This window comes from Kribbella sp. NPDC051620 (assembly GCF_044453825.1).
Taxonomy (GTDB): domain Bacteria; phylum Actinomycetota; class Actinomycetes; order Propionibacteriales; family Kribbellaceae; genus Kribbella.
The window spans coordinates 177,065-193,760 of sequence record NZ_JBITDB010000007.1 but is presented as its reverse complement, the minus strand read 5'-3'; the positions used below and the strand labels follow the sequence as shown (position 1 = coordinate 193,760).

The 16,696-nt window shown below is 66.7% G+C and carries 20 protein-coding genes; 14 read left to right on the top strand and 6 right to left on the bottom strand.

The window, feature by feature from the left end; all coding sequences use genetic code 11:
- Window positions 1-22 precede the first annotated feature (22 nt).
- Both ACIA12_RS34165 and ACIA12_RS34160 read left to right on the top strand, forming a co-directional pair.
- Window positions 23-1,144, top strand: a complete 1,122-nt coding sequence (locus ACIA12_RS34165; protein ID WP_396371409.1) for a hypothetical protein — start codon at window positions 23-25, stop codon at window positions 1,142-1,144.
- 8 nt (window positions 1,145-1,152) lie between these two features.
- Window positions 1,153-1,548 carry a RidA family protein gene (locus ACIA12_RS34160; protein WP_396371408.1) on the top strand — a complete coding sequence of 132 codons (396 nt, stop codon included), beginning with the start codon at window positions 1,153-1,155 and terminating at the stop codon, window positions 1,546-1,548.
- Here ACIA12_RS34160 and ACIA12_RS34155 read toward each other — a convergent pair whose 3' ends face one another.
- Both ACIA12_RS34155 and ACIA12_RS34150 read right to left on the bottom strand, forming a co-directional pair.
- Window positions 1,549-2,421: a serine hydrolase gene (locus ACIA12_RS34155; protein ID WP_396371407.1), complete on the bottom strand. Its 873-nt coding sequence runs from the start codon at window positions 2,419-2,421 to the stop codon at window positions 1,549-1,551.
- Window positions 2,418-3,311: a LysR family transcriptional regulator gene (locus tag ACIA12_RS34150; RefSeq protein ID WP_396371406.1), complete on the bottom strand. Its 894-nt coding sequence runs from the start codon at window positions 3,309-3,311 to the stop codon at window positions 2,418-2,420. The genes ACIA12_RS34155 and ACIA12_RS34150 overlap by 4 nt, the downstream gene beginning before the upstream one ends.
- A 117-nt stretch (window positions 3,312-3,428) precedes the next feature.
- Between ACIA12_RS34150 and ACIA12_RS34145 the strand changes: the two genes are divergently transcribed.
- Entirely contained in the window at window positions 3,429-4,352 is a 924-nt protein-coding gene (locus tag ACIA12_RS34145) for an MBL fold metallo-hydrolase (RefSeq protein ID WP_396371405.1), read from the top strand.
- Here the strand turns inward: ACIA12_RS34145 and ACIA12_RS34140 are convergent.
- Complete coding sequence (locus ACIA12_RS34140; RefSeq protein WP_396371404.1) at window positions 4,349-5,125, bottom strand: GntR family transcriptional regulator; 777 nt, start codon at window positions 5,123-5,125, stop codon at window positions 4,349-4,351. The two genes, ACIA12_RS34145 and ACIA12_RS34140, sit on opposite strands and share 4 nt — an antisense overlap.
- 88 nt (window positions 5,126-5,213) lie before the next feature.
- Between ACIA12_RS34140 and ACIA12_RS34135 the strand changes: the two genes are divergently transcribed.
- From ACIA12_RS34135 to ACIA12_RS34105, 7 genes are all read left to right on the top strand, one after another.
- Window positions 5,214-6,317 carry a YeiH family protein gene (locus tag ACIA12_RS34135; protein ID WP_396371403.1) on the top strand — a complete coding sequence of 368 codons (1,104 nt, stop codon included), beginning with the start codon at window positions 5,214-5,216 and terminating at the stop codon, window positions 6,315-6,317.
- A 110-nt stretch (window positions 6,318-6,427) separates the two neighbouring features.
- Entirely contained in the window at window positions 6,428-6,526 is a 99-nt protein-coding gene (pqqA, locus tag ACIA12_RS34130) for a pyrroloquinoline quinone precursor peptide PqqA (protein ID WP_396371402.1), read from the top strand.
- Between the two features lie 138 nt (window positions 6,527-6,664).
- A complete protein-coding gene (pqqC, locus tag ACIA12_RS34125; protein ID WP_396371594.1) occupies window positions 6,665-7,363 on the top strand; it encodes a pyrroloquinoline-quinone synthase PqqC in 699 nt (232 codons plus the stop codon).
- Window positions 7,306-7,611, top strand: coding sequence for a pyrroloquinoline quinone biosynthesis peptide chaperone PqqD (gene pqqD, locus ACIA12_RS34120; protein ID WP_396371401.1), 306 nt, complete (start codon window positions 7,306-7,308; stop codon window positions 7,609-7,611). Before pqqC ends, pqqD begins: the two co-directional genes overlap by 58 nt.
- Window positions 7,608-8,672 carry a pyrroloquinoline quinone biosynthesis protein PqqE gene (gene pqqE / locus ACIA12_RS34115; protein ID WP_396371400.1) on the top strand — a complete coding sequence of 355 codons (1,065 nt, stop codon included), beginning with the start codon at window positions 7,608-7,610 and terminating at the stop codon, window positions 8,670-8,672. The genes pqqD and pqqE overlap by 4 nt, the downstream gene beginning before the upstream one ends.
- Window positions 8,669-8,809, top strand: coding sequence for a hypothetical protein (locus tag ACIA12_RS34110; protein WP_396371399.1), 141 nt, complete (start codon window positions 8,669-8,671; stop codon window positions 8,807-8,809). Before pqqE ends, ACIA12_RS34110 begins: the two co-directional genes overlap by 4 nt.
- Window positions 8,810-8,812: 3 nt before the next feature.
- On the top strand, window positions 8,813-9,538 hold the full coding sequence (locus ACIA12_RS34105) for an MBL fold metallo-hydrolase (RefSeq protein ID WP_396371398.1): 726 nt from the start codon (window positions 8,813-8,815) through the stop codon (window positions 9,536-9,538).
- A gap of 381 nt (window positions 9,539-9,919) precedes the next feature.
- On the opposite strand, the gene ACIA12_RS34100 is transcribed toward ACIA12_RS34105, so the two are convergent.
- Window positions 9,920-11,725 (bottom strand): glycoside hydrolase family 2 protein, encoded by a 1,806-nt coding sequence (locus tag ACIA12_RS34100; RefSeq protein WP_396371397.1) that lies wholly within the window; start codon window positions 11,723-11,725, stop codon window positions 9,920-9,922.
- Window positions 11,726-11,926: 201 nt separating this feature from the next.
- On the opposite strand from ACIA12_RS34100, the gene ACIA12_RS34095 reads away from it, so the two are divergent.
- Window positions 11,927-12,712: an epoxide hydrolase N-terminal domain-containing protein gene (locus ACIA12_RS34095; RefSeq protein ID WP_396371396.1), complete on the top strand. Its 786-nt coding sequence runs from the start codon at window positions 11,927-11,929 to the stop codon at window positions 12,710-12,712.
- Here ACIA12_RS34095 and ACIA12_RS34090 read toward each other — a convergent pair.
- On the bottom strand, window positions 12,698-13,567 hold the full coding sequence (locus ACIA12_RS34090) for an amidohydrolase family protein (protein ID WP_396371395.1): 870 nt from the start codon (window positions 13,565-13,567) through the stop codon (window positions 12,698-12,700). The genes ACIA12_RS34095 and ACIA12_RS34090 overlap by 15 nt on opposite strands.
- Before the next feature lie 60 nt (window positions 13,568-13,627).
- On the opposite strand from ACIA12_RS34090, the gene ACIA12_RS34085 reads away from it, so the two are divergent.
- Genes ACIA12_RS34085 through ACIA12_RS34075 form a run of 3 tightly spaced genes read left to right on the top strand, consistent with a single transcriptional unit; the run spans window position 13,628 to window position 15,457 of the window.
- Window positions 13,628-14,071 (top strand): ArsR/SmtB family transcription factor, encoded by a 444-nt coding sequence (locus ACIA12_RS34085; protein WP_396371394.1) that lies wholly within the window; start codon window positions 13,628-13,630, stop codon window positions 14,069-14,071.
- Between the two features lie 10 nt (window positions 14,072-14,081).
- Window positions 14,082-15,128, top strand: a complete 1,047-nt coding sequence (locus tag ACIA12_RS34080) for a serine hydrolase domain-containing protein (protein WP_396371393.1) — start codon at window positions 14,082-14,084, stop codon at window positions 15,126-15,128.
- Window positions 15,125-15,457 carry a hypothetical protein gene (locus tag ACIA12_RS34075; protein WP_396371392.1) on the top strand — a complete coding sequence of 111 codons (333 nt, stop codon included), beginning with the start codon at window positions 15,125-15,127 and terminating at the stop codon, window positions 15,455-15,457. The genes ACIA12_RS34080 and ACIA12_RS34075 overlap by 4 nt, the downstream gene beginning before the upstream one ends.
- On the opposite strand, the gene ACIA12_RS34070 is transcribed toward ACIA12_RS34075, so the two are convergent.
- On the bottom strand, window positions 15,454-16,686 hold the full coding sequence (locus tag ACIA12_RS34070) for a hypothetical protein (RefSeq protein ID WP_396371391.1): 1,233 nt from the start codon (window positions 16,684-16,686) through the stop codon (window positions 15,454-15,456). The genes ACIA12_RS34075 and ACIA12_RS34070 overlap by 4 nt on opposite strands.
- Between the last annotated feature and the right edge of the window lie 10 nt (window positions 16,687-16,696).

Sequence of the window (16,696 nt, the reverse complement as noted above, 5' to 3'; positions counted from 1 at the left end):
CGCGGGTACTCAGCGGGCCGCTGTGGATGCGATTCTGAGGCGGCGGGCTTCCGCCGTACTGCGGAAGGATCGGGCGCAGTTCCTGGCCGACGTCGATCCGGGGAACAAGAAGCTGGTGGCCGAGCAGAAGGTGCTGTTCGGGAATCTGGTGCAGTTCGGGTTCACCAAGCTGAGCTATCTGCTGGGTGAGCCGCAGGTCAAGCAGTGGGTGATCGACGAGTACGGGCCGACGAGCTACCCGGTCAGCGTGGTGATGGCCTACCAGATCGGTGGGATCGACGATCAGCTGGTGAAGGCGGCGCTGGGGTACACGTTCGCGCAGCGCGGCGGGCGGTACGTGCTGGTCAACGACACCGATCTGGACGGCGGCCTGCCGAACGGGGCACACAAGGAAGCCTGGGATCTGGGTCCGGTGCTAGTACGCCGAGGGAAGCGGGCGCTGGTCGTCGTCGAGCAGGGCAACACGAAGCTCGCCGCGTCGACCCTGGCCCAGGCGGAGGCTGCGGTGAAGGCGGTGAACAAGACGTGGTCGGCCAGTTGGCGAGGTGGCGGTCTGGTGATCGCGCTGACGATCAACGACCAACAGGTACGTGACGTCGACTTCAGCAATCCGCAGCAGGAGTCCCTTGCGCAGGCGTCGCATGTGTACCGGACCTTGCCGACCGAGACCGACAAGAGGGGCCAGGACGCCGGCGCGTATGTCGTGGTGAACCCGACCGATCGCTATGACCTCACCACGCCGGTCCTGGTCCACGAGTTCACGCACGTCGCCTGCGCGGCGTACGGGCCCTTCGGGCCGCGCTGGCTCGTCGAGGGCGCGGCGCGGTATGTCGAATGGGGACCGATCGCCGGTGAACGCGACCTCGACCTCGCCCGGTACCGCAAGGAGATCCGCTCGGACTACCTGGGCAAACTGAACATGCTGCCGTCGGACGAGAAGTTCTACGCGACGCCGGAAAGCTCGTACCAGATTGCCTGGCTGACCGTCGATTACCTTGTCCGCAAGTACGGTGAGGGGAAGGTGGTCGGGCTCTACCGGGAGTTGGCTTCGCGGGGGTCCGACCAGAATCAGCGGGATCGGATCATGGTCGCTCAGCTGGGACGGACCGAGCAGCAGTTGTTCGCCGATCTCAAACGTAGTTAGGACATGTCGTGAGTCAGCTCAGTCACTTGAATCCTGAGGGTGTCGCGCCAGGGAACGGGTACAGCCATGTGGTCAGCGGGCCAGGGCGGTGGGTCGCGATCTCGGGGCAGGTCGCGTTCGATGCTGAGGGCAACCTTGTCGGGGAAGGGGATGCCGGGGCGCAGGCGCAGCAGGTGTTCGCCAATCTGGAGCGGTGTCTGGCGGCGGCGGGAGCGACGTTTGCGAATGTGGTGAAGCTCAACTTCTTTGTCACGGATATCGCGTATCTGCCGGCGATCCGGGCCGCGCGGGATGCGTACGTCGACACGGCCAATCCGCCGGCCAGTACTGCGGTGCAGGTTGTCGCGCTCTTCCGTCCGGATGTGCTGCTCGAGGTTGAGGCCTACGCGGTCGTCGCTGAGTAGTCAGCGCAGGTGGTCGATGGCTAGGCGGGCTGCTTCGCCGATGGCGGCGTCGACGCGGGGGAGACGTTGGTCGCCGCGGGCGGCGTGGGTGAAGACGGCGATGGCGTAGGCGTCGCCGGCCGGCATCACGATCACGCCTACCTCGTGGCGCAGGGCGCCGAAGGTTCCCGTCTTGCCGGCGACGCGGACGCCGTCGTATGGGAAGCCGGCGGCGAGACGTTGGGAGAAGACCTGTTGCTGCATGAGCGTCTGGGCGAACGCCGTCTGCTCGTCGGACAGCAGCCGGCCGGACCACAGGTCGGCCAGTAGCGTCGTCATGTCCCTGGCAGAGCTCGCGGCCATCCCGGCTGCGTCGTACACACCCACTGGGTCCGTCTGGTCGTTGTCAGCCAGTACTGCGAACGCCGCGTCGACGTCACTCGCACCAGTCCGTCGCCGCAGCTCGTTGAGGTTGCCGGCGGCGCCGCGGCGTACCTGGGTGTGCTCTAGTCCGAACGACCGTAGGAGGTCGGCCAGACGCTCTACGCCGACCTGGTTGAGCAGGGCGTCCGCGGCGGCGTTGTCGGAGGCGGTCATCATCATGACGGCCAGGTCGCGCAGGGACATCGTCACTGGGTCGCGGAGGATCGACAGGCCGGTGGGGCCGGGGATGCGATCGGCTGGTTGGAGTGTCAGCTGTTCGCGTGGGTCCAGCTCGCCGGTGTCGACCAGATGGCAGAAGGCGACCAGCAGCGGGAGCTTGTAGACCGAGGCGACCGGTACGACGACGTCCGGGTCCAGCTCGACCGTCTGTTCCGGGTGCTGGAGCGAAACAGCATGCAACCACCCACGAGCTCCCGCATCCTCGAACGTCGCACGAATCCGCCCGGTCATCGCGACGACCTCGACGGGGTCAGGGCTTGGGTTAGGTGGGGGATTGCTTTGGGTGGGAGGGCGTTCGGCGTACCGGGGTGGGGCCAGACGAGGCGGAGGCGGGTGGGGAGGGGATCGTCGACCAGGCGGTGTCTGCCGACGCCTGTTGCTTGGAGGGAGTCGTCTGGGGTGATGAGGATTGCTTGGCCGGCTGCGGCCATTGCTAGAGCTGCTCGGTCGTCGGTGACGACCACTGTGCCGCCGCCTGGCCTATGGAGGCCGAGAGTGTCCAGGAAGAGGTCCCTGGCAGCAGGGGCTTCGGCGCGCGGCCGTACTGCGATCGGTAGTCCGTCGAGCTTGCGCAGCGGCAGCGGCTGCCCGTCGTCGGGGTGGAGAGAGGTCGGTACCAGTGCCCAGCTCCGGAGGAGCGTCACCGGTCCTGCCTGGAGGCCGTCGAGGACAGTGGGATGCAGTACTACGGCCAGCCCGAGCCGGCCAGACACTACCTGGCTGACCAGAGCACTGGTCGGCGCGGAGATGGCTGTCACCCGACTACCGGGCACTGCCTCCCCACATGCCGCAGCGACCGCGGCCCCCACCGACGCAGGCACCTCAGGAGCCAGCCCGAGCCGAATCTCCGGCCCCTCCGGATCCTGAGCGACAGCCGCATGGTGGAACTCGTCGATCGCCCCCAACGCCCGCCGGGCATACGGCAGCAGCGCCGCCCCAGCCGCCGTGAGCTCGACCCGTCCGAGCCCGCGCTCGAACAGCTTGGCGCCGACCATCGCCTCCAACCGCCGAAGCCCCTGCGAGAGCGGCGGCTGGGTGATCCCCACCACCCGGGCCGCATCCCCGAAGTGCTGCTCCTCGGCCAGCGCCACGAAGATCTGCAGATACCGCTCAGTCAGCATGACCCACCTGACCTGCACTGATATCCCCAGCAGATCGCCTCATGTGTAAGAGCATATTCGACACACACCGAACCGCTCGCCTTGACTGAAGGTCCGGTTTCGAGTGAGGGAGACGGCGTGACGTTGAGTCGTAGAGGTGTGCTGAAAGGTACGGCGGCGGGTGCCGCGGGAGTGGTCGGCTGGCGTAGTACCACCGGTGTTGAAGCGGCAACAGGTACCCCAGCTGGCCGCGACCCCGTGACGCTCACCTGGTGGGGGAACCACGCATGGGAGCTCAGGTGCGGGAAGTACGTGGTGCTGACCGACCCCTGGCTGACCAGGTTCAAGACTGGGACGTACAGCGCAGAGGGGGCTGATCCGGGGACTCGGGTGGTCAGCGAGCCGGCGCTGGTTGATCGGTACGTGAGTACGGCGGATGTGGTGCTGGTGCATCACGGGCACTACGACCACATCCCGGATGTGCCGTACGTGGCGCGCAAGACCGGAGCGACGGTGCTCGGGAACGAGTCGCATCTCAACCTGCTCAGGGCGATGCGGGCGCCTGCCGACCAGTTGTCGCAGGTGAGTGGCGGGGAGTACCTGCCGTTCGACGGGTTCACCGTCGAGGTGTTCCGGTCGGTGCATTCGTGTAGTGGGAAGCGGCATCAGTTCGCGTTCCCGGGGACGCGGCCGGGTGCGGTGCCCCCGCGGCCGCGGACGATCGCTGACCTTGTCGAGGGTGGCACGCTCGCCTACGTGATCACGATCGGCGGATTGCGGATCCTCAGCCTCAGCACAGCGGGCTTCGATGCCAATGAACTGAGGGATCTGCAGGTCGACGTCGTACTCGCGGCGCCCGGCGGCGAGCCGGGAGTGACCGACCGGCTCTTGCAGACGATCAAGCCGGTGAAGACGGTGATCGCCACCCACTGGGACGACTTCGATCAGCCGCTGGACAAGCCGGCTGTCGACTGGGGCGGCCTGGCCAAACTCCGCACCTCCGCCGAAGCTGCCGGCGCAACCTTCCTCACCGTCGACCACCTGCAGTCGATCATCCTCTAGGAGAGCGCGGTACCAGCCCCAGCGGGCGCCAGGCGATACCCAGCGTGCGCCGAGAACTCCGCAGCCAGAGCAAACCGATCACCCCGTACTACGGTGTGCCGCCACTCGATCTTGCGGCCCTGGGCGTGCCCTAGCCGGTTGATCGAGAAGGCGGCCGCGTCGGCCGGGCAATGCAGCAGTGCTCGCTCTGCCGACGTCGGGTTGACCGCCCTGATGTCCTCCCGGCCGTGGTCGAGCCGGAGCCCGGTGCGCTCGGCCAACTCGTTGTAGAGGCTCGTATGGCTGAAGTCGGCGTCCAGTAGTCCCTCGGCCAGGGATGCGGGCAACCAGACCCGGTCCAGCGCCAGCGGCTCGTCCCCTGCGAACCGCACCCGCTCCAGGTAGACCAGTGGGATCGACGCCTCCAGATCCAGTCGACTGGCGATCACCCCGTCTGCACGGACGTCCAGAGCCCGTACGACGCTGTGCTGCGGCAGCCCAGACGCCTCGACGGAGGAGAAGAGGCTGTAGAGCGCACCCATCGGCTGCCGGATCTCCGGCGAGGTGGCGACCCGTGGCTGGCGTCCACGCTCGGCGACGATCAGCCCGTCGGCCCGGAGCTTGCCGAGCGCCTGGCGAACTGTGTGCCGGCTCACCTGGTACTCCTCGACCAGCGCGAGCTCGCCGGGGAACAGGTCGTCGAACTCGCCGGCCCGCAGGCGGCGTACCAGCTCCTGCTGCAGCTGCTTCCACAGCGGTTGCCCACCGCTGCGATCCAGCTTGCGCTCGCTCATCCGGACCTCTCCGTCGATTGCCGCCTTGCCAAATGTCCGGTCATCTCCTAACTTAAATGTACGCACATTTCTGTCAGGAGGGCCGCTCGTGGTGCACGTTGAGGTTAGTTCACCGGCTGTTGCTGAGACCGGACCCGGCGCGAAGCCACACTTCATCGAGCGGGTTCCTGGGCTTTTGGTGGTGCTCGCGCTGGCTGCGGCCGCCGTGCCGCTGGGCCGGTTGGTGCCGGTGATCGGTGGGCCGGTCTTCGGGATCGTGCTCGGGGTACTGGCTGGGGTGCTCGTGCCGGCGCTGCGGGGGTCGTGGGCTCGGCCGGGGTATGAGTTCGCATCGAAGACGTTGCTGCAGTTGTCGATCGTCGTGCTCGGCACCGGGCTGTCGCTACAACAGGTTGTGAAGGTCGGCGGTGACTCGCTGCCGGTGATGCTGGGGACATTGACCGTCGCGTTGGGTGGCGCGTGGTTGTTCGGGCGGCTGCTCGGCGTGCGCGGTGACACCCAGACGCTGATCGGCGTCGGTACTGCGATCTGCGGCGCCTCGGCGATTGCCGCCGCCACCGCCGCGATCGGGGCGAAGCGCTCGTCGGTCGCCTACGCGCTGGCCACGATCTTCACCTTCAACGTCGTCGCGGTACTCGCCTTCCCGCCGCTCGGCCACCTCCTCGGACTCGACGCCCAAGCCTTCGGCCTCTGGGCCGGTACCGCCATCAACGACACCTCGTCGGTGGTAGCCGCCGGCTACACGTACTCGCAGGCAGCCGGCGACCAAGCCCTGGTCGTCAAACTCACCCGCTCCCTGATGCTGATCCCCATCGTCATCGGCCTGGTAATCCTCAAGTCGAGGCGAGAAGCACGCACTGCCACTGCAGTCGGCAAGGCGGACTCCATGGGCACAGCAAGCGGGGTGGGGACGGGCAGGTTGCCGTGGCGGCGGATGGTGCCGTTGTTCCTCATCGGCTTCATGCTGGCTGCGACCTTGCGGAGCCTTGGTGTGGTGCCGACGGCTTGGCAGGAAAGCTTGTCGTTGGTCGGGACGTTCTTGATCACCTCCGCGTTGGTGGCGATCGGGCTGTCGATGCGGCCGAGTGAGTTGCGGAAGGCCGGCTGGCGGCCGTTGGCGTTGGGGGCGTTGTTGTGGGCTTCCGTAGCACTGAGCAGCTTGGGGCTGCAACTGCTCACCGGCACGTTGTGAAATAAGAAACCCGAAATACCAGATCCCGGGACAGGGCTGGTAAATGTCCCTTCCTAAGTCTTATCTTGCACAAAGACGGCGCCCCCCGTCATGAACGCAAGGAGCTCACCATGGTGGAAGCAACCCAGCGCGAAATCTGGATCGCCCCGGACTTCATCGAGTTCGAGACGCCAACCGAAGTCACCTCCTACGCGGCGCGGATCGACTGACACACCGCTGAACGGGGGCCTGCGCCGCAGGCCCCCGTTTTCCGTGATTTCCCCTGAACAAGTTCCGTCACAAGGCAATCTGTGTGCCCGAGTTCCATTTGTGACGTTCAATTGTGAGGTGGAGGCGTTGTGTCCACGATGAATGGCGAGGAATTCGCCGCCGCATTACGCGGGCTGTCCTACCGGTACTGGGGAACGCACCCCTTCCACCGGCGACTGCACGCCGGCGACCTGGACGAGCGGGAACTGCGGCTGTGGGCCGCCAACCGCTGGTACTACCAGAGCATGATCCCGCAGAAGGACGCGGCGATCATCAGCAACTGCCCGCTGCCGCACGTCCGCCGCCAGTGGATCGACCGCATCACCTACCACGACGGCAAGACCGGTACCAACGGCAAGACAGTGAGCGATGGCGGGCTGGAGCGCTGGTTGCGGCTCTGCGAAGCGGTCGGCCTCAGCCGTGAGGAGGTGCTCGACGAGCGCCACCTCGCCCCCGGCGTACGGTTCGCCGTCGACGCCTACGTCACCTTCGCGCGGACCAAGCCCTGGACAGAGGCCGTCGCCTCCGGCCTGACCGAGCTGTTCTCCGGCCACCTGATGAAGCAACGCGTCGTCGACATGCTCACGGCGTACGAGTGGATCCACGCCGAGGACCTCGCCTACTTCACCAATCGCATCGACGCGGTCTCCGGCGAAGGCCAGGCGACGCTCGACCTGGTCGTCGAGCACTGCACCACCCGCGAGCAGCAGGACAAGGCGATCGCCGCGCTGTCCTTCAAATGCGACGTCCTCTGGTCCATGCTCGACGCGATCGAACGAGCGGCGGCGAAGCAGTGAAACCCCGCCTGAAGCGCGGTGTGAGGCTGACCTACGACCACACCAGGGACCTCCAGGTCCTCCTGTACCCCGAAGGCGTGCTCGTCCCCAACCCGACAGCGACCGCGATCCTCCAGCTCTGCGACGGCGAGACCGAGGTCGAACAGATCACCGTTGCCCTGAGCAACCAGTACGACGGCGTGCAGCAGCAGCAGGTAGTCGACGTTCTCACCCGGCTCGCCGATCGACAGGTGGTGGAGTGGTCATGACGGAGGCACCCCTCGGGCTCACGGCGGAGCTGACCCACCGCTGCCCGCTGCACTGCCCGTACTGCTCCAACCCGCTCGAACTCCTGCAACGCGACCAGGAGCTGAAGACCGAGCAGTGGAGGGAAATCCTCAGCCAAGCCCGCGAGCTGGGCGTCCTCCAGGTCCACTTCTCCGGCGGCGAACCGCTCGGCCGCCCGGACCTCCCCGAACTCATCGAGCACACCGCCGACCTCGGCGCCTACGTCAACCTCGTCACCAGCGGTCTCGGCCTCACCGAGCGCAGGCTCGATGATCTCGTCGGCAAAGGCCTGTCGCACATCCAGCTCTCGGTCCAGGCCGCCGACGCTGAACGGGCGAACAAGATCGCCGGCACCCGTGCCCATCACCACAAGATCGTCGCCGCCGAGCTGATCAAGCGCACCGGCCTCCCGCTCAGCGTCAACGTCGTGCTCCATCGCGCCAACCACGATCAGCTCGAAGGCATCATCGCGCTCGCCGAGCAGCTGGGCGCCGACCGGTTGGAGCTGGCCAACACCCAGTACTACGGCTGGGCGCTGCGCAATCGCGACCAGTTGATGCCGACGCTCGAGCAACTCCAGAGGGCGCAGCCCGTAGTACGGGCCGCCATCGATCGGTTGAAGGGCAAGATGCAGGTCATCTATGTCGTCGCCGACTACTACGAGGAGTATCCGAAGCCGTGCATGTACGGCTGGGGTGCTCGTCAGCTGACCATCGCGCCGGACGGGACGGTACTCCCGTGCCCGGCGGCGAGCGCGATCGAGACGCTCAACCTCGACAACGCGACTACCAAGTCGTTGCGCGAGATCTGGTACGGCTCCGAGTCGTTCAACGCGTATCGCGGTGAGGACTGGATGAGCGACACCTGCCGGAGCTGTGACCGGCGCGGACTCGATCACGGTGGTTGCCGCTGTCAAGCATTCCTGCTGACCGGCGACGGCGCCGCGACCGATCCGGTCTGCCAGAAGTCGCCCGATCGCGGGCTGGTCGACTTGATCCTGAAGACACCGGCCAAGCAGGCCGAGTTCGAGATGCGCCGATGAAGGCGATCCTGCTCGGCACCGCCGCCGGTGGAGGCTTCCCGCAATGGAACTGCGCTTGCCCGACCTGCTCCGACCCGGGGCTCCTGCCTCGGACGCAGGACGGTCTGGCGATCAGTGCTGATGGCAACGACTGGTAGCTGGTGAACGCGTCGCCCGACATTCGCGCTCAGATCCTCGCCACCAAAGAGCTTCGAGCCGGTCCGGGGCCGCGGGAGACTCCGATCAAGGGCGTCTTCCTGACCGATGCCGAATTGGATCACGCGCTCGGCCTGATGATGCTGCGGGAGGGTTCCGGCCTCAACGTCTATGCTCCGTCCGCTGTCCTTCAGGCGCTGGAGGACGTGAGGTCGATGCTGCGCAACTACGGCGCCTGGACGTGGTCGACGCTTGGCGCTGATCAGTACCTGGCCGGCTTCCGCGTCAAGGTGCTTGCCGTCAGCAACAAGCGGCCGAAGTACGTGAGCAGCGCGACGGGCGATCCATGGGTGGTCGCGTACCGGTTCGAGGATCCCGCGACGGGCGGGGTGCTCGTCTATGCGCCCTGCCTGGCGAGCTGGCCGGACGGGTTCGATGAGTTCGTGGACGGGGCCGCGTACGTAGTACTGGATGGCACTTTCCATGATGCTGGGGAGATGTCGGACAAAGCCGACGCCACCGGCAAGGCGCAGAGCGTGATGGGGCATCTGCCGATCGAGGCCAGCCTCGAACGCATCCGCAAACTCAGCGCCGCCCAGCCCGGCACGGCCTGGGCCTACACCCATCTCAACAACACCAACCCCGCCCTGGACCCGGCGACTTCGCAGTACGCCGGAATCCGGGCAGCAGGCATCAAGCTCCCACCCGACGGAACCCTCCTTGTCCTCTAGCCACGCTCCGCCCCTCGCCCTCCGTCAGCCCAACCCATCGCTGGCTGTCCGAGCCCACCAATGGTGGGCTCGGACACCCAGCGGTGACCTTGAACAAGAAATACCGTGTCCGAGCCCACCCTTTCCTGTTCAAGCCCACCCTTTCCTGTTCAAGCCCACCCTTTCCTGTTCAAGCCCACCCTTTCCTGTTCAAGCCCACCCTTTCCTGTTCAAGCCCACCCCTTGCTGTCCGAGCCCACCACTGGTGGGCTTGCACCCAAAACGGTGGGCTTGGACAGGAAATACGGTGTTCAAGGCCACCGTTTGGTGTTCAAGCCCACAAGTGGTGGGCTTGCCACGCTCGGGAGGTGGGTGAGGAGGAGGTGGGGAGGTGGGGACGGGTTACTGCTCGTACGCGGCGGTGCGGAGTTGGACGGCCTTGATGCGGGGGACGTCCAGTTTCGTGCTGCGGTCGAAGCGGTAGATGCCGTTCTCTTCCTGGAAGACGTCGGTCAGCTGCGTGTAGCAGTAGCCGAACATCAGCGGGTTGTCGAGCAGTACGCCGACCAGCCCGGCGAAGCGGTCGTAGAAGTCGGCCTCGTCCTTGACCCGCTGGCCGTAGCCCCACGACTCGGCGTCGTTGCCGGAGGCGGTCGCGGCGTCGGGGTTCCACCAGATCCCGCCGAACTCGCTGCAGAAGTACGGCTGCCCGTTGTATGCCTGCGAGATCGGCCTGCCCTCCGGACCGGTGTTCCCGTACGGCGCTCCGTCCGCGAGCCCGGCCATCTGCTTCCCGAACTCGACCGGGTCCTGTTCGTAGTTGTGCGAGTCCCAGACATCCGTCTCCGGCACCCGATGCGAGTAGCCCGACGTGTCGAGCACCGGCCGGGTCGTGTCGGCCGCCTTGGTGGCCAGGAACATCGCCCGCATCACGTCGTCGAGCTGCGTGATCCTGTCGTGCAGCACCTGGTGCGTCTCGTTCAGCGGGCACCAGCCGACGATCGACGGGTGGTTGTAGTCGCGCTCGACCGCCTCCAGCCACTGCGTCACGAACGACGCGGTCGGCTGCTGATTGTCGTCGCCGGTGCCGGCGACGCCTGCACCCCAGTCGCCGAACTCGCCCCAGACCAGGTAGCCGAGTCGGTCCGCGTGGTACAGGAACCGCTCCTCGAACACCTTCTGGTGCAGGCGTGCGCCGTTGAACCCGGCGGCCAGGCTCAGCTCGATGTCGGCGACGAGCGCCTCCTCGGAGGGGGCCGTCATCAAGCTCTCAGGCCAGTAGCCCTGATCCAGTACGAGCCGCTGGAAGACGTGCTTGCCGTTGATCAGGACGGCTTGGCCGTTGATCGAGACGGACCTGAGCCCGGCGTAGCTGTCGGCCGCGTCGACGATGTTGCCGTCGGCATCGATCAGCTCCAGGCGGACGTCGTACAGATGTGGATCGGTGGTCTCCCACAGGCGGACGCGATCAGCCGGTACTGCGAGCACGAGCCGCGGGGCGAGGTCGAGATCCGCGCGGACCTCGGCCGACGCGACCTCGCCCGCGGCGTCGGACAGTACGGCGCGGACCTTCCAGCCCGGCTTGTTGGCGGAGAGCGGTACCGAGACGTGGAAGCAGGAGCCCGCGACGTCAGGGGTGATGCGCGGCCGCTTCAGGTGGATCGAGGGGACGGCCTCCAGCCAGACGGTCTGCCAGATGCCGGTGGTTCGGGTGTAGTGGCAATCGGCGTTGAAGTACGGCTGGGACTGCTTGCCACGCGCCTGTACGCCGTACCGGCTGTCGCGCGCGCGGACGACGATCGTGGCGTCCTCGCCGGGCGCGGCGACGGCGCTGAGCGAGGCGCTGAACGGGGTGAAGCCGCCGCGGTGGCGCACCACCTCGACGCCGTTGACCCAGATGGTGGCGTCGTGGTCGACGGCCTGGAAGTGCAGGACCGCCTCCTTGCCGGCCCAGCCGGCGGGGATCGTCACCGTGGTCCGGTACCAGACGGCCTCGAGGAAGTCGACGTTCTCGATCCCGGACAGCTGCGACTCGGGGGCGAACGGCACGGTGATGCGTTGCAGCAGGTCGCGATCGCGGACCCCGCGCTCCAGCCCGGAGTCGGACCGGTCGAGCTCGAACTGCCACTCGCCGTTGAGGTTGAGCCAGTCAGGGCGGGTGAACTGCGGCCGCGGATGCTCGGGGCGGGGTTGCTGGGCGGTTGGCATCGAGGGCTCCCGGGGCTGGAGGGGATGCGGTCGCTGACGAGCGTACAACGTTGTAATGGACGTGAGCAACGACGGGGTGTGGTCCGCTCAGAAGTGCAACAAGCTGCAATTCTGGTTGAAAGGTTGACCGCACCGAACCATTTGGGGGCCTCAAGCATCATGCTGGTGGAAGCGGCGTGGGGGAGATGGCGGAGGAGATGGGTGACGACTGAGCGAACAGCCGAGGTGCGGCGGCTGCGGGTGCGGGTGCCGCAGGCGGACCTCGACTCGCTGTACCGGCGGTTGCGGACGTTCCGGGACAGTGGCGACTACATCGCCGCCGGGCTCGACCGAATCGTGCCGGCCACCTATGCCGACGACCTGGTCGACTACTGGGTCAACGGCTACGACTGGCGCGCTCACGAGAACAGGCTCAACACGTACGACCACTACACGACCGAGATCGCTGGGCAGTTCGTGCACTTCCTGCACCTGCGGGCCGCCGACCCGGATGCCCAGCCGGTGCTGCTGACGCACGCCTGGCCCAGCGGTGTGATGGATGCGCTCTCCACTGCTCTTCCGTACGAGGCCCGGGGTGCGTATCACCTGGTCATTCCGTCGATCGCGTGGACGGCGTTGGCCGGCTTCGGTGAAGCGTCCACTAGCCGGCGGACAGCGGCGGGGTGGGATGAGCTGATGCGCCGGCTCGGGTATCACGACTACCGGGTAGGTGACGACCGCGACGGGTTGAGTGCGACACCGGCGTACACGGAGGTCACTGAGACGCAGGCCGAGCGGCGTGGGATGGACCCGGTGGAGCTGGCGGAGGTCCGGTGGTTCAACGAGAACCTCACCGCGTTCAGTGAACGGCAGCAGATCTCGTCGCTGGTGCTCAGTACTGCCTTGCACGCCTGGCATGCGCAGTTGGTCGATCTGCTGGTCGACCGGGACGAGATCCTCACCGGACTGACTCTGGCGTGGTTCGCCGCGCACCTACCCACCGAGTAGGCGGTTGCCGTTCTCCCAGCAGACGGCTCGTAGCCAGTCGTCGCCTAGGTCAAGGTGTTCGAGGGCTTCCAGCTGTACTGCGTATTGGTACGGGATGTTGGGGAAGTCGGAGCCCAGGACTACCCGGTCTTGGAGGGCGGCGTAGCGGGGGAGCAGGTCGCGGGGGAATGGCGCCAGTGCCTCGGTGAACGGGGTGCAGGCCATCGTGGTGTCCAGGTGGACGTTGGGGTAGGTCTCCGCGAGCTGTAGGTGCTCGGCGTACTCCGGCATGCCCAGGTGGGCGATGACCGCGGTGAGGCGGGGATGCTTGCGTAATACGTCGCCCATCGGGCCGGGGCCGGTGTGGCGGCCTGGGATGGGGCCGGAGCCACAGTGGACGACCACTGGTACGCCGGACTCGGCCAGCTGGCCCCATACCGCGTCCAGGTCGTCGTCACGCGGGTCGTAGTCGCCGACCTGGACGTGCACCTTGAAGATCTTCGTGCCCTCGTCGAGAGCCTCTTTCACGTACTGCGCCGCGCCGGGCTCCGGGTAGAAGGTGCCGCTCGAGACGCAGCCTGGCGTAGTCGCTGCGAAGTCGCGTGCCCAGGTGTTGAGGGACGCGGCCATGTCGGGCTTGTGCGGGTAGACGAGTGCGGGGAACCGGCGTACGCCGAGGTCCTGCAGCGTCTGGAGCCGCTCGGCGACTGGCGTGCGGTAGGTGACCGGCCAGGGGGTGCCGTAGTGGGTTGCTGCTTGGTCGAAGTAGCTCCAGACGGCATCCATCACGCGATCCGGCAGGAAGTGCACATGCACGTCCACCAGCCCGTCGAGCCCCAGCCGCTGCCACCACCCAGGCACCTCGTCATCACGCACGCCGCCACCCTACTTCCGGCGGTACTTGCAATACCTACGTAACTACGTACTATCCACAATGTGGAGAACCCTGTGGATAACCGGCTCGCAGAGCTGGAGAAGCGCGTGAGTGCGCTCGAATCCGCGGCTTTGTCCACACCCCAAGAGCACGCGCCGCCCGCCGCCCTGCGGGCGTCGGGCGGCGCGGAAGCGGGGGGCGTAGCCGTCGAGGGTGCTGTGGGTCAGGTGGCTGAGGCCGGGCCCGACTGGGCGGGGTTTGCCGGGACGCTGGCGGCTCTGGGGAGTCCTGTGCGGCTGAGGTTGTTGCAGGAGATCGTCCAGGGAAGGAACACCGTCAGTGCGCTGAGCGAGGTTGACGGGTTGGGGACCAGTGGGCAGATCTATCACCATCTAAGGCAACTGACTGCTGAGGGCTGGCTCCACAGTCCCAGTCGCGGTACCTTCTCCGTCCCACCACCGCGTGTGGTCGCCCTTCTGGCAATCCTGGAAGCCCTGCAGAGGTAAAGCCTTGAAAGTGTCTATAAGCGCGGGGATCGCGATAGTGGTCGCGCTGGCAGTAGCGGTCGGAGGGTGGTTGGTTCGGCCGCGGACGATCGAGTTGGAGTCGGCGCGGACCGGTGACAACAAACTCCAGACCTATATCGACCAGCACTACCAGGGCGCCGGACATCGCCTCGAAGTAGTTGTCATCGGCGACAACTCGCTGACCTTCGCCGGCCGCGGCGCCAACGAGCACAGCGAGTTCGAGATCGGTTCGCTCAGCAAATGCTTCACCGGACTGCTGCTGGCGAACTCGATCCACCACGGTGAGGTCAAGCTCGACGACCAGGTCGGGACCTTCCTCCCTCTCAACGGCGCCGAGGTCTCCACCGCGACGCTCGAAGACCTCGCGACCCACTACTCCGGCCTCCCGCGCACGTCGACCAAGCCGCTCGACGTAGCGCGCGGCCTGCTCACCACCCTCGACGCGGGCAACCCCTACCCGTACACCGTCGACGACCTGATCAGCCAGGCCAAAGCCGACGCGGGCGGCCGCGGCCAACCGGCGTACTCCAACGTCGGCGCGGCCCTGCTCGGCCAGGCCCTGGCACGCAAAGCCGGCATGAGCTACCCGGACTTCCTCCGCGAGCGCCTCCTGAAGCCACTCGACCTTGATGAAACCCATGTACCGACGACAGTCGACGACGCGGCCCCACCTGGCTACAGCTCCGGTGGACGCAAGGAGGATCCGTGGATCCAGGACGGCTACGCCCCGGCCGGCGGCATCGTCTCCAGCGCAGGTGACCTCTCCCTGCTCGCCCAGTCGTTGCTACGGGGCAACGGAGTCGAGGCACTCGCGCCCCTAAGAGACTTCGAGGAAGGCGACCGGATCGGCTACTTCTGGCTCACGAGTCCGTTGGCCGGCACTGATCGCAAGATGGTCTGGCACAACGGTGGTACCGGCGGTTACCGCTCGTTCGTCGGCCTCGACCTGGAGAAGAAGCGAGCGGTCGTGGTGCTGTCCGATGTCGCGGCGGATGTCGACGAGTTCGCCACCAAGCTCCTGGCGGACCAGTCGTGAAGTACGTCGCCATCGCCCTGGCCGTGGGCTACCCGCTGCTCGCCCTCTGGCAGATTCGCACCAGGAAGCTCCGCGACCGCCTGGACCTGCTCATCGTCCTCGCGGCCGGCATCCTCTTCCTACTGCTCGCCCGGACCATCACCAACTGGCAAGACCTCCCACCCTGGCTCTGGCTGGTAGGCCTAGCCCTGCTGGCCGCAGCCACGGCGTACTCCGGCTGGGCCTGGCCAGACCTCCCCTGGCTCAGACCTGCCCGCCCCCGCCGCCGGGCAGTCTCCGCAGCCCTCCAACTAGTCATCGCCGCGGTACTCGTGGCACTACTGGTCTAACCCTGGTCACTGACCCATAGACCGGTCAGGCCGCGGAAGTGGGCCAGGAACTTCTCCTGCTCGTGGGCCGGGTAGGTCGCGGCAACCGTCTCGCGCAGGATGCGGTCGAAGTCGTCGCCGGAGACCCAGTCGACCAGTTTCGCGTCGAAGTCGGTCAGGTTCTCGGCACACCACTCCTGGTACTTCGCGGTCTCGAAGTACTCGTCGGCCAGCGCGAGGTACCCCTCCAGCTTGGCGTCGTAGTCGAGCGAGTCGTCGTCGGCGATCGCGAAGTACCGCTCGGTGTGCAGGTCGACCTTGGTCTTGCGGCCGGTCGCCAGCGAGAACACCGACCACTTGACCAGCGCGCTGATCGCCCACGGGAAGTAGTAGTGCAGCGAGGTGATCGCGACGTCGGGGCAGGCGTTCGCATAGTCGATCGGGTGCACCGAGTCGCCGGCCACCAGCATCTCGCAGGAGTTGAACTCCCAGCCGAAGAAGGCGTTCACGATCCGGCTGATCGCGACCGCCTGGTGGCCGGCCGACGGGCTGAGGAAGTCGTGCGAGACGGCGTACCGGTTGTGCATCGGCTCGTCCGGGCGGAAGTCCATCACCATCGTCTCGGCGCCGATCGACAGCGCCCGGGCGAACTTCTCGTACTCGACCGTGGCCTGCAGGTGCATCAGCATCTCGCCGGACTCGTCGTAGGCGGTGTGCAGGTCCTCGCGGTTGTTGATCCGGGAGACGCCGCGCCAGCCGCCGCCGTCGAACGGCTTCATGTACATCGGGTAGCCGAGGTCGTCGGCGATCGCGTCCAGGTCGAACGGCTTGTTGTACTTCTCCGCCGTGTACGCCCAGCGCACGTTGTCGACCGGGTTCTTGAACGGCACCAGCACGGTCCGCGGGATCTTCAGGCCGAGGCGCAGCATCGCGCAGTACGCGCTGTGCTTCTCCATCGACTGGAAGGTGAACGGCGAGTTGAGCAGGTAGGTGCCGTTCATCAGCGCGGCCTTCTTCAGCCACTCGCGCGGGTGGTAGTACCAGTAGGCGAGCCGGTCGATCACCAGCTCGACCCGGACCGGATCGTTCAGGTCGAACGGCTCGATGGTCAGCCGGTCGGTGCTGAACTCGTGCGTGGTGCCGCCGGCCTTGACCGGGCCGACCTGCCGCAGCAACGCTTCGAACGCCTGCGGCCAGTCCTCCTCGGCGCCGAGCAACAACCCGATCAAATGCTGAGAGCGGTCAGCCATCCCAAGCTCC

Bases quoted from the DNA above. Each gene is read 5' to 3' on its own strand.
- pqqC (WP_396371594.1), top strand. From the start codon at position 6,665: ATGAATGGCGAGGAATTCGCCGCCGCATTACGCGGGCTGTCCTACCGG.
- ACIA12_RS34070 (WP_396371391.1), bottom strand. From the start codon at position 16,686: ATGGCTGACCGCTCTCAGCATTTGATCGGGTTGTTGCTCGGCGCCGAG.
- ACIA12_RS34150 (WP_396371406.1), bottom strand. From the start codon at position 3,311: ATGCTGACTGAGCGGTATCTGCAGATCTTCGTGGCGCTGGCCGAGGAG.
- pqqD (WP_396371401.1), top strand. From the start codon at position 7,306: ATGCGACGTCCTCTGGTCCATGCTCGACGCGATCGAACGAGCGGCGGC.
- ACIA12_RS34140 (WP_396371404.1), bottom strand. From the start codon at position 5,125: ATGAGCGAGCGCAAGCTGGATCGCAGCGGTGGGCAACCGCTGTGGAAG.
- ACIA12_RS34155 (WP_396371407.1), bottom strand. From the start codon at position 2,421: ATGACCGGGCGGATTCGTGCGACGTTCGAGGATGCGGGAGCTCGTGGG.
- pqqA (WP_396371402.1), top strand. From the start codon at position 6,428: ATGGTGGAAGCAACCCAGCGCGAAATCTGGATCGCCCCGGACTTCATC.
- ACIA12_RS34100 (WP_396371397.1), bottom strand. From the start codon at position 11,725: ATGCCAACCGCCCAGCAACCCCGCCCCGAGCATCCGCGGCCGCAGTTC.
- ACIA12_RS34110 (WP_396371399.1), top strand. From the start codon at position 8,669: ATGAAGGCGATCCTGCTCGGCACCGCCGCCGGTGGAGGCTTCCCGCAA.
- pqqE (WP_396371400.1), top strand. From the start codon at position 7,608: ATGACGGAGGCACCCCTCGGGCTCACGGCGGAGCTGACCCACCGCTGC.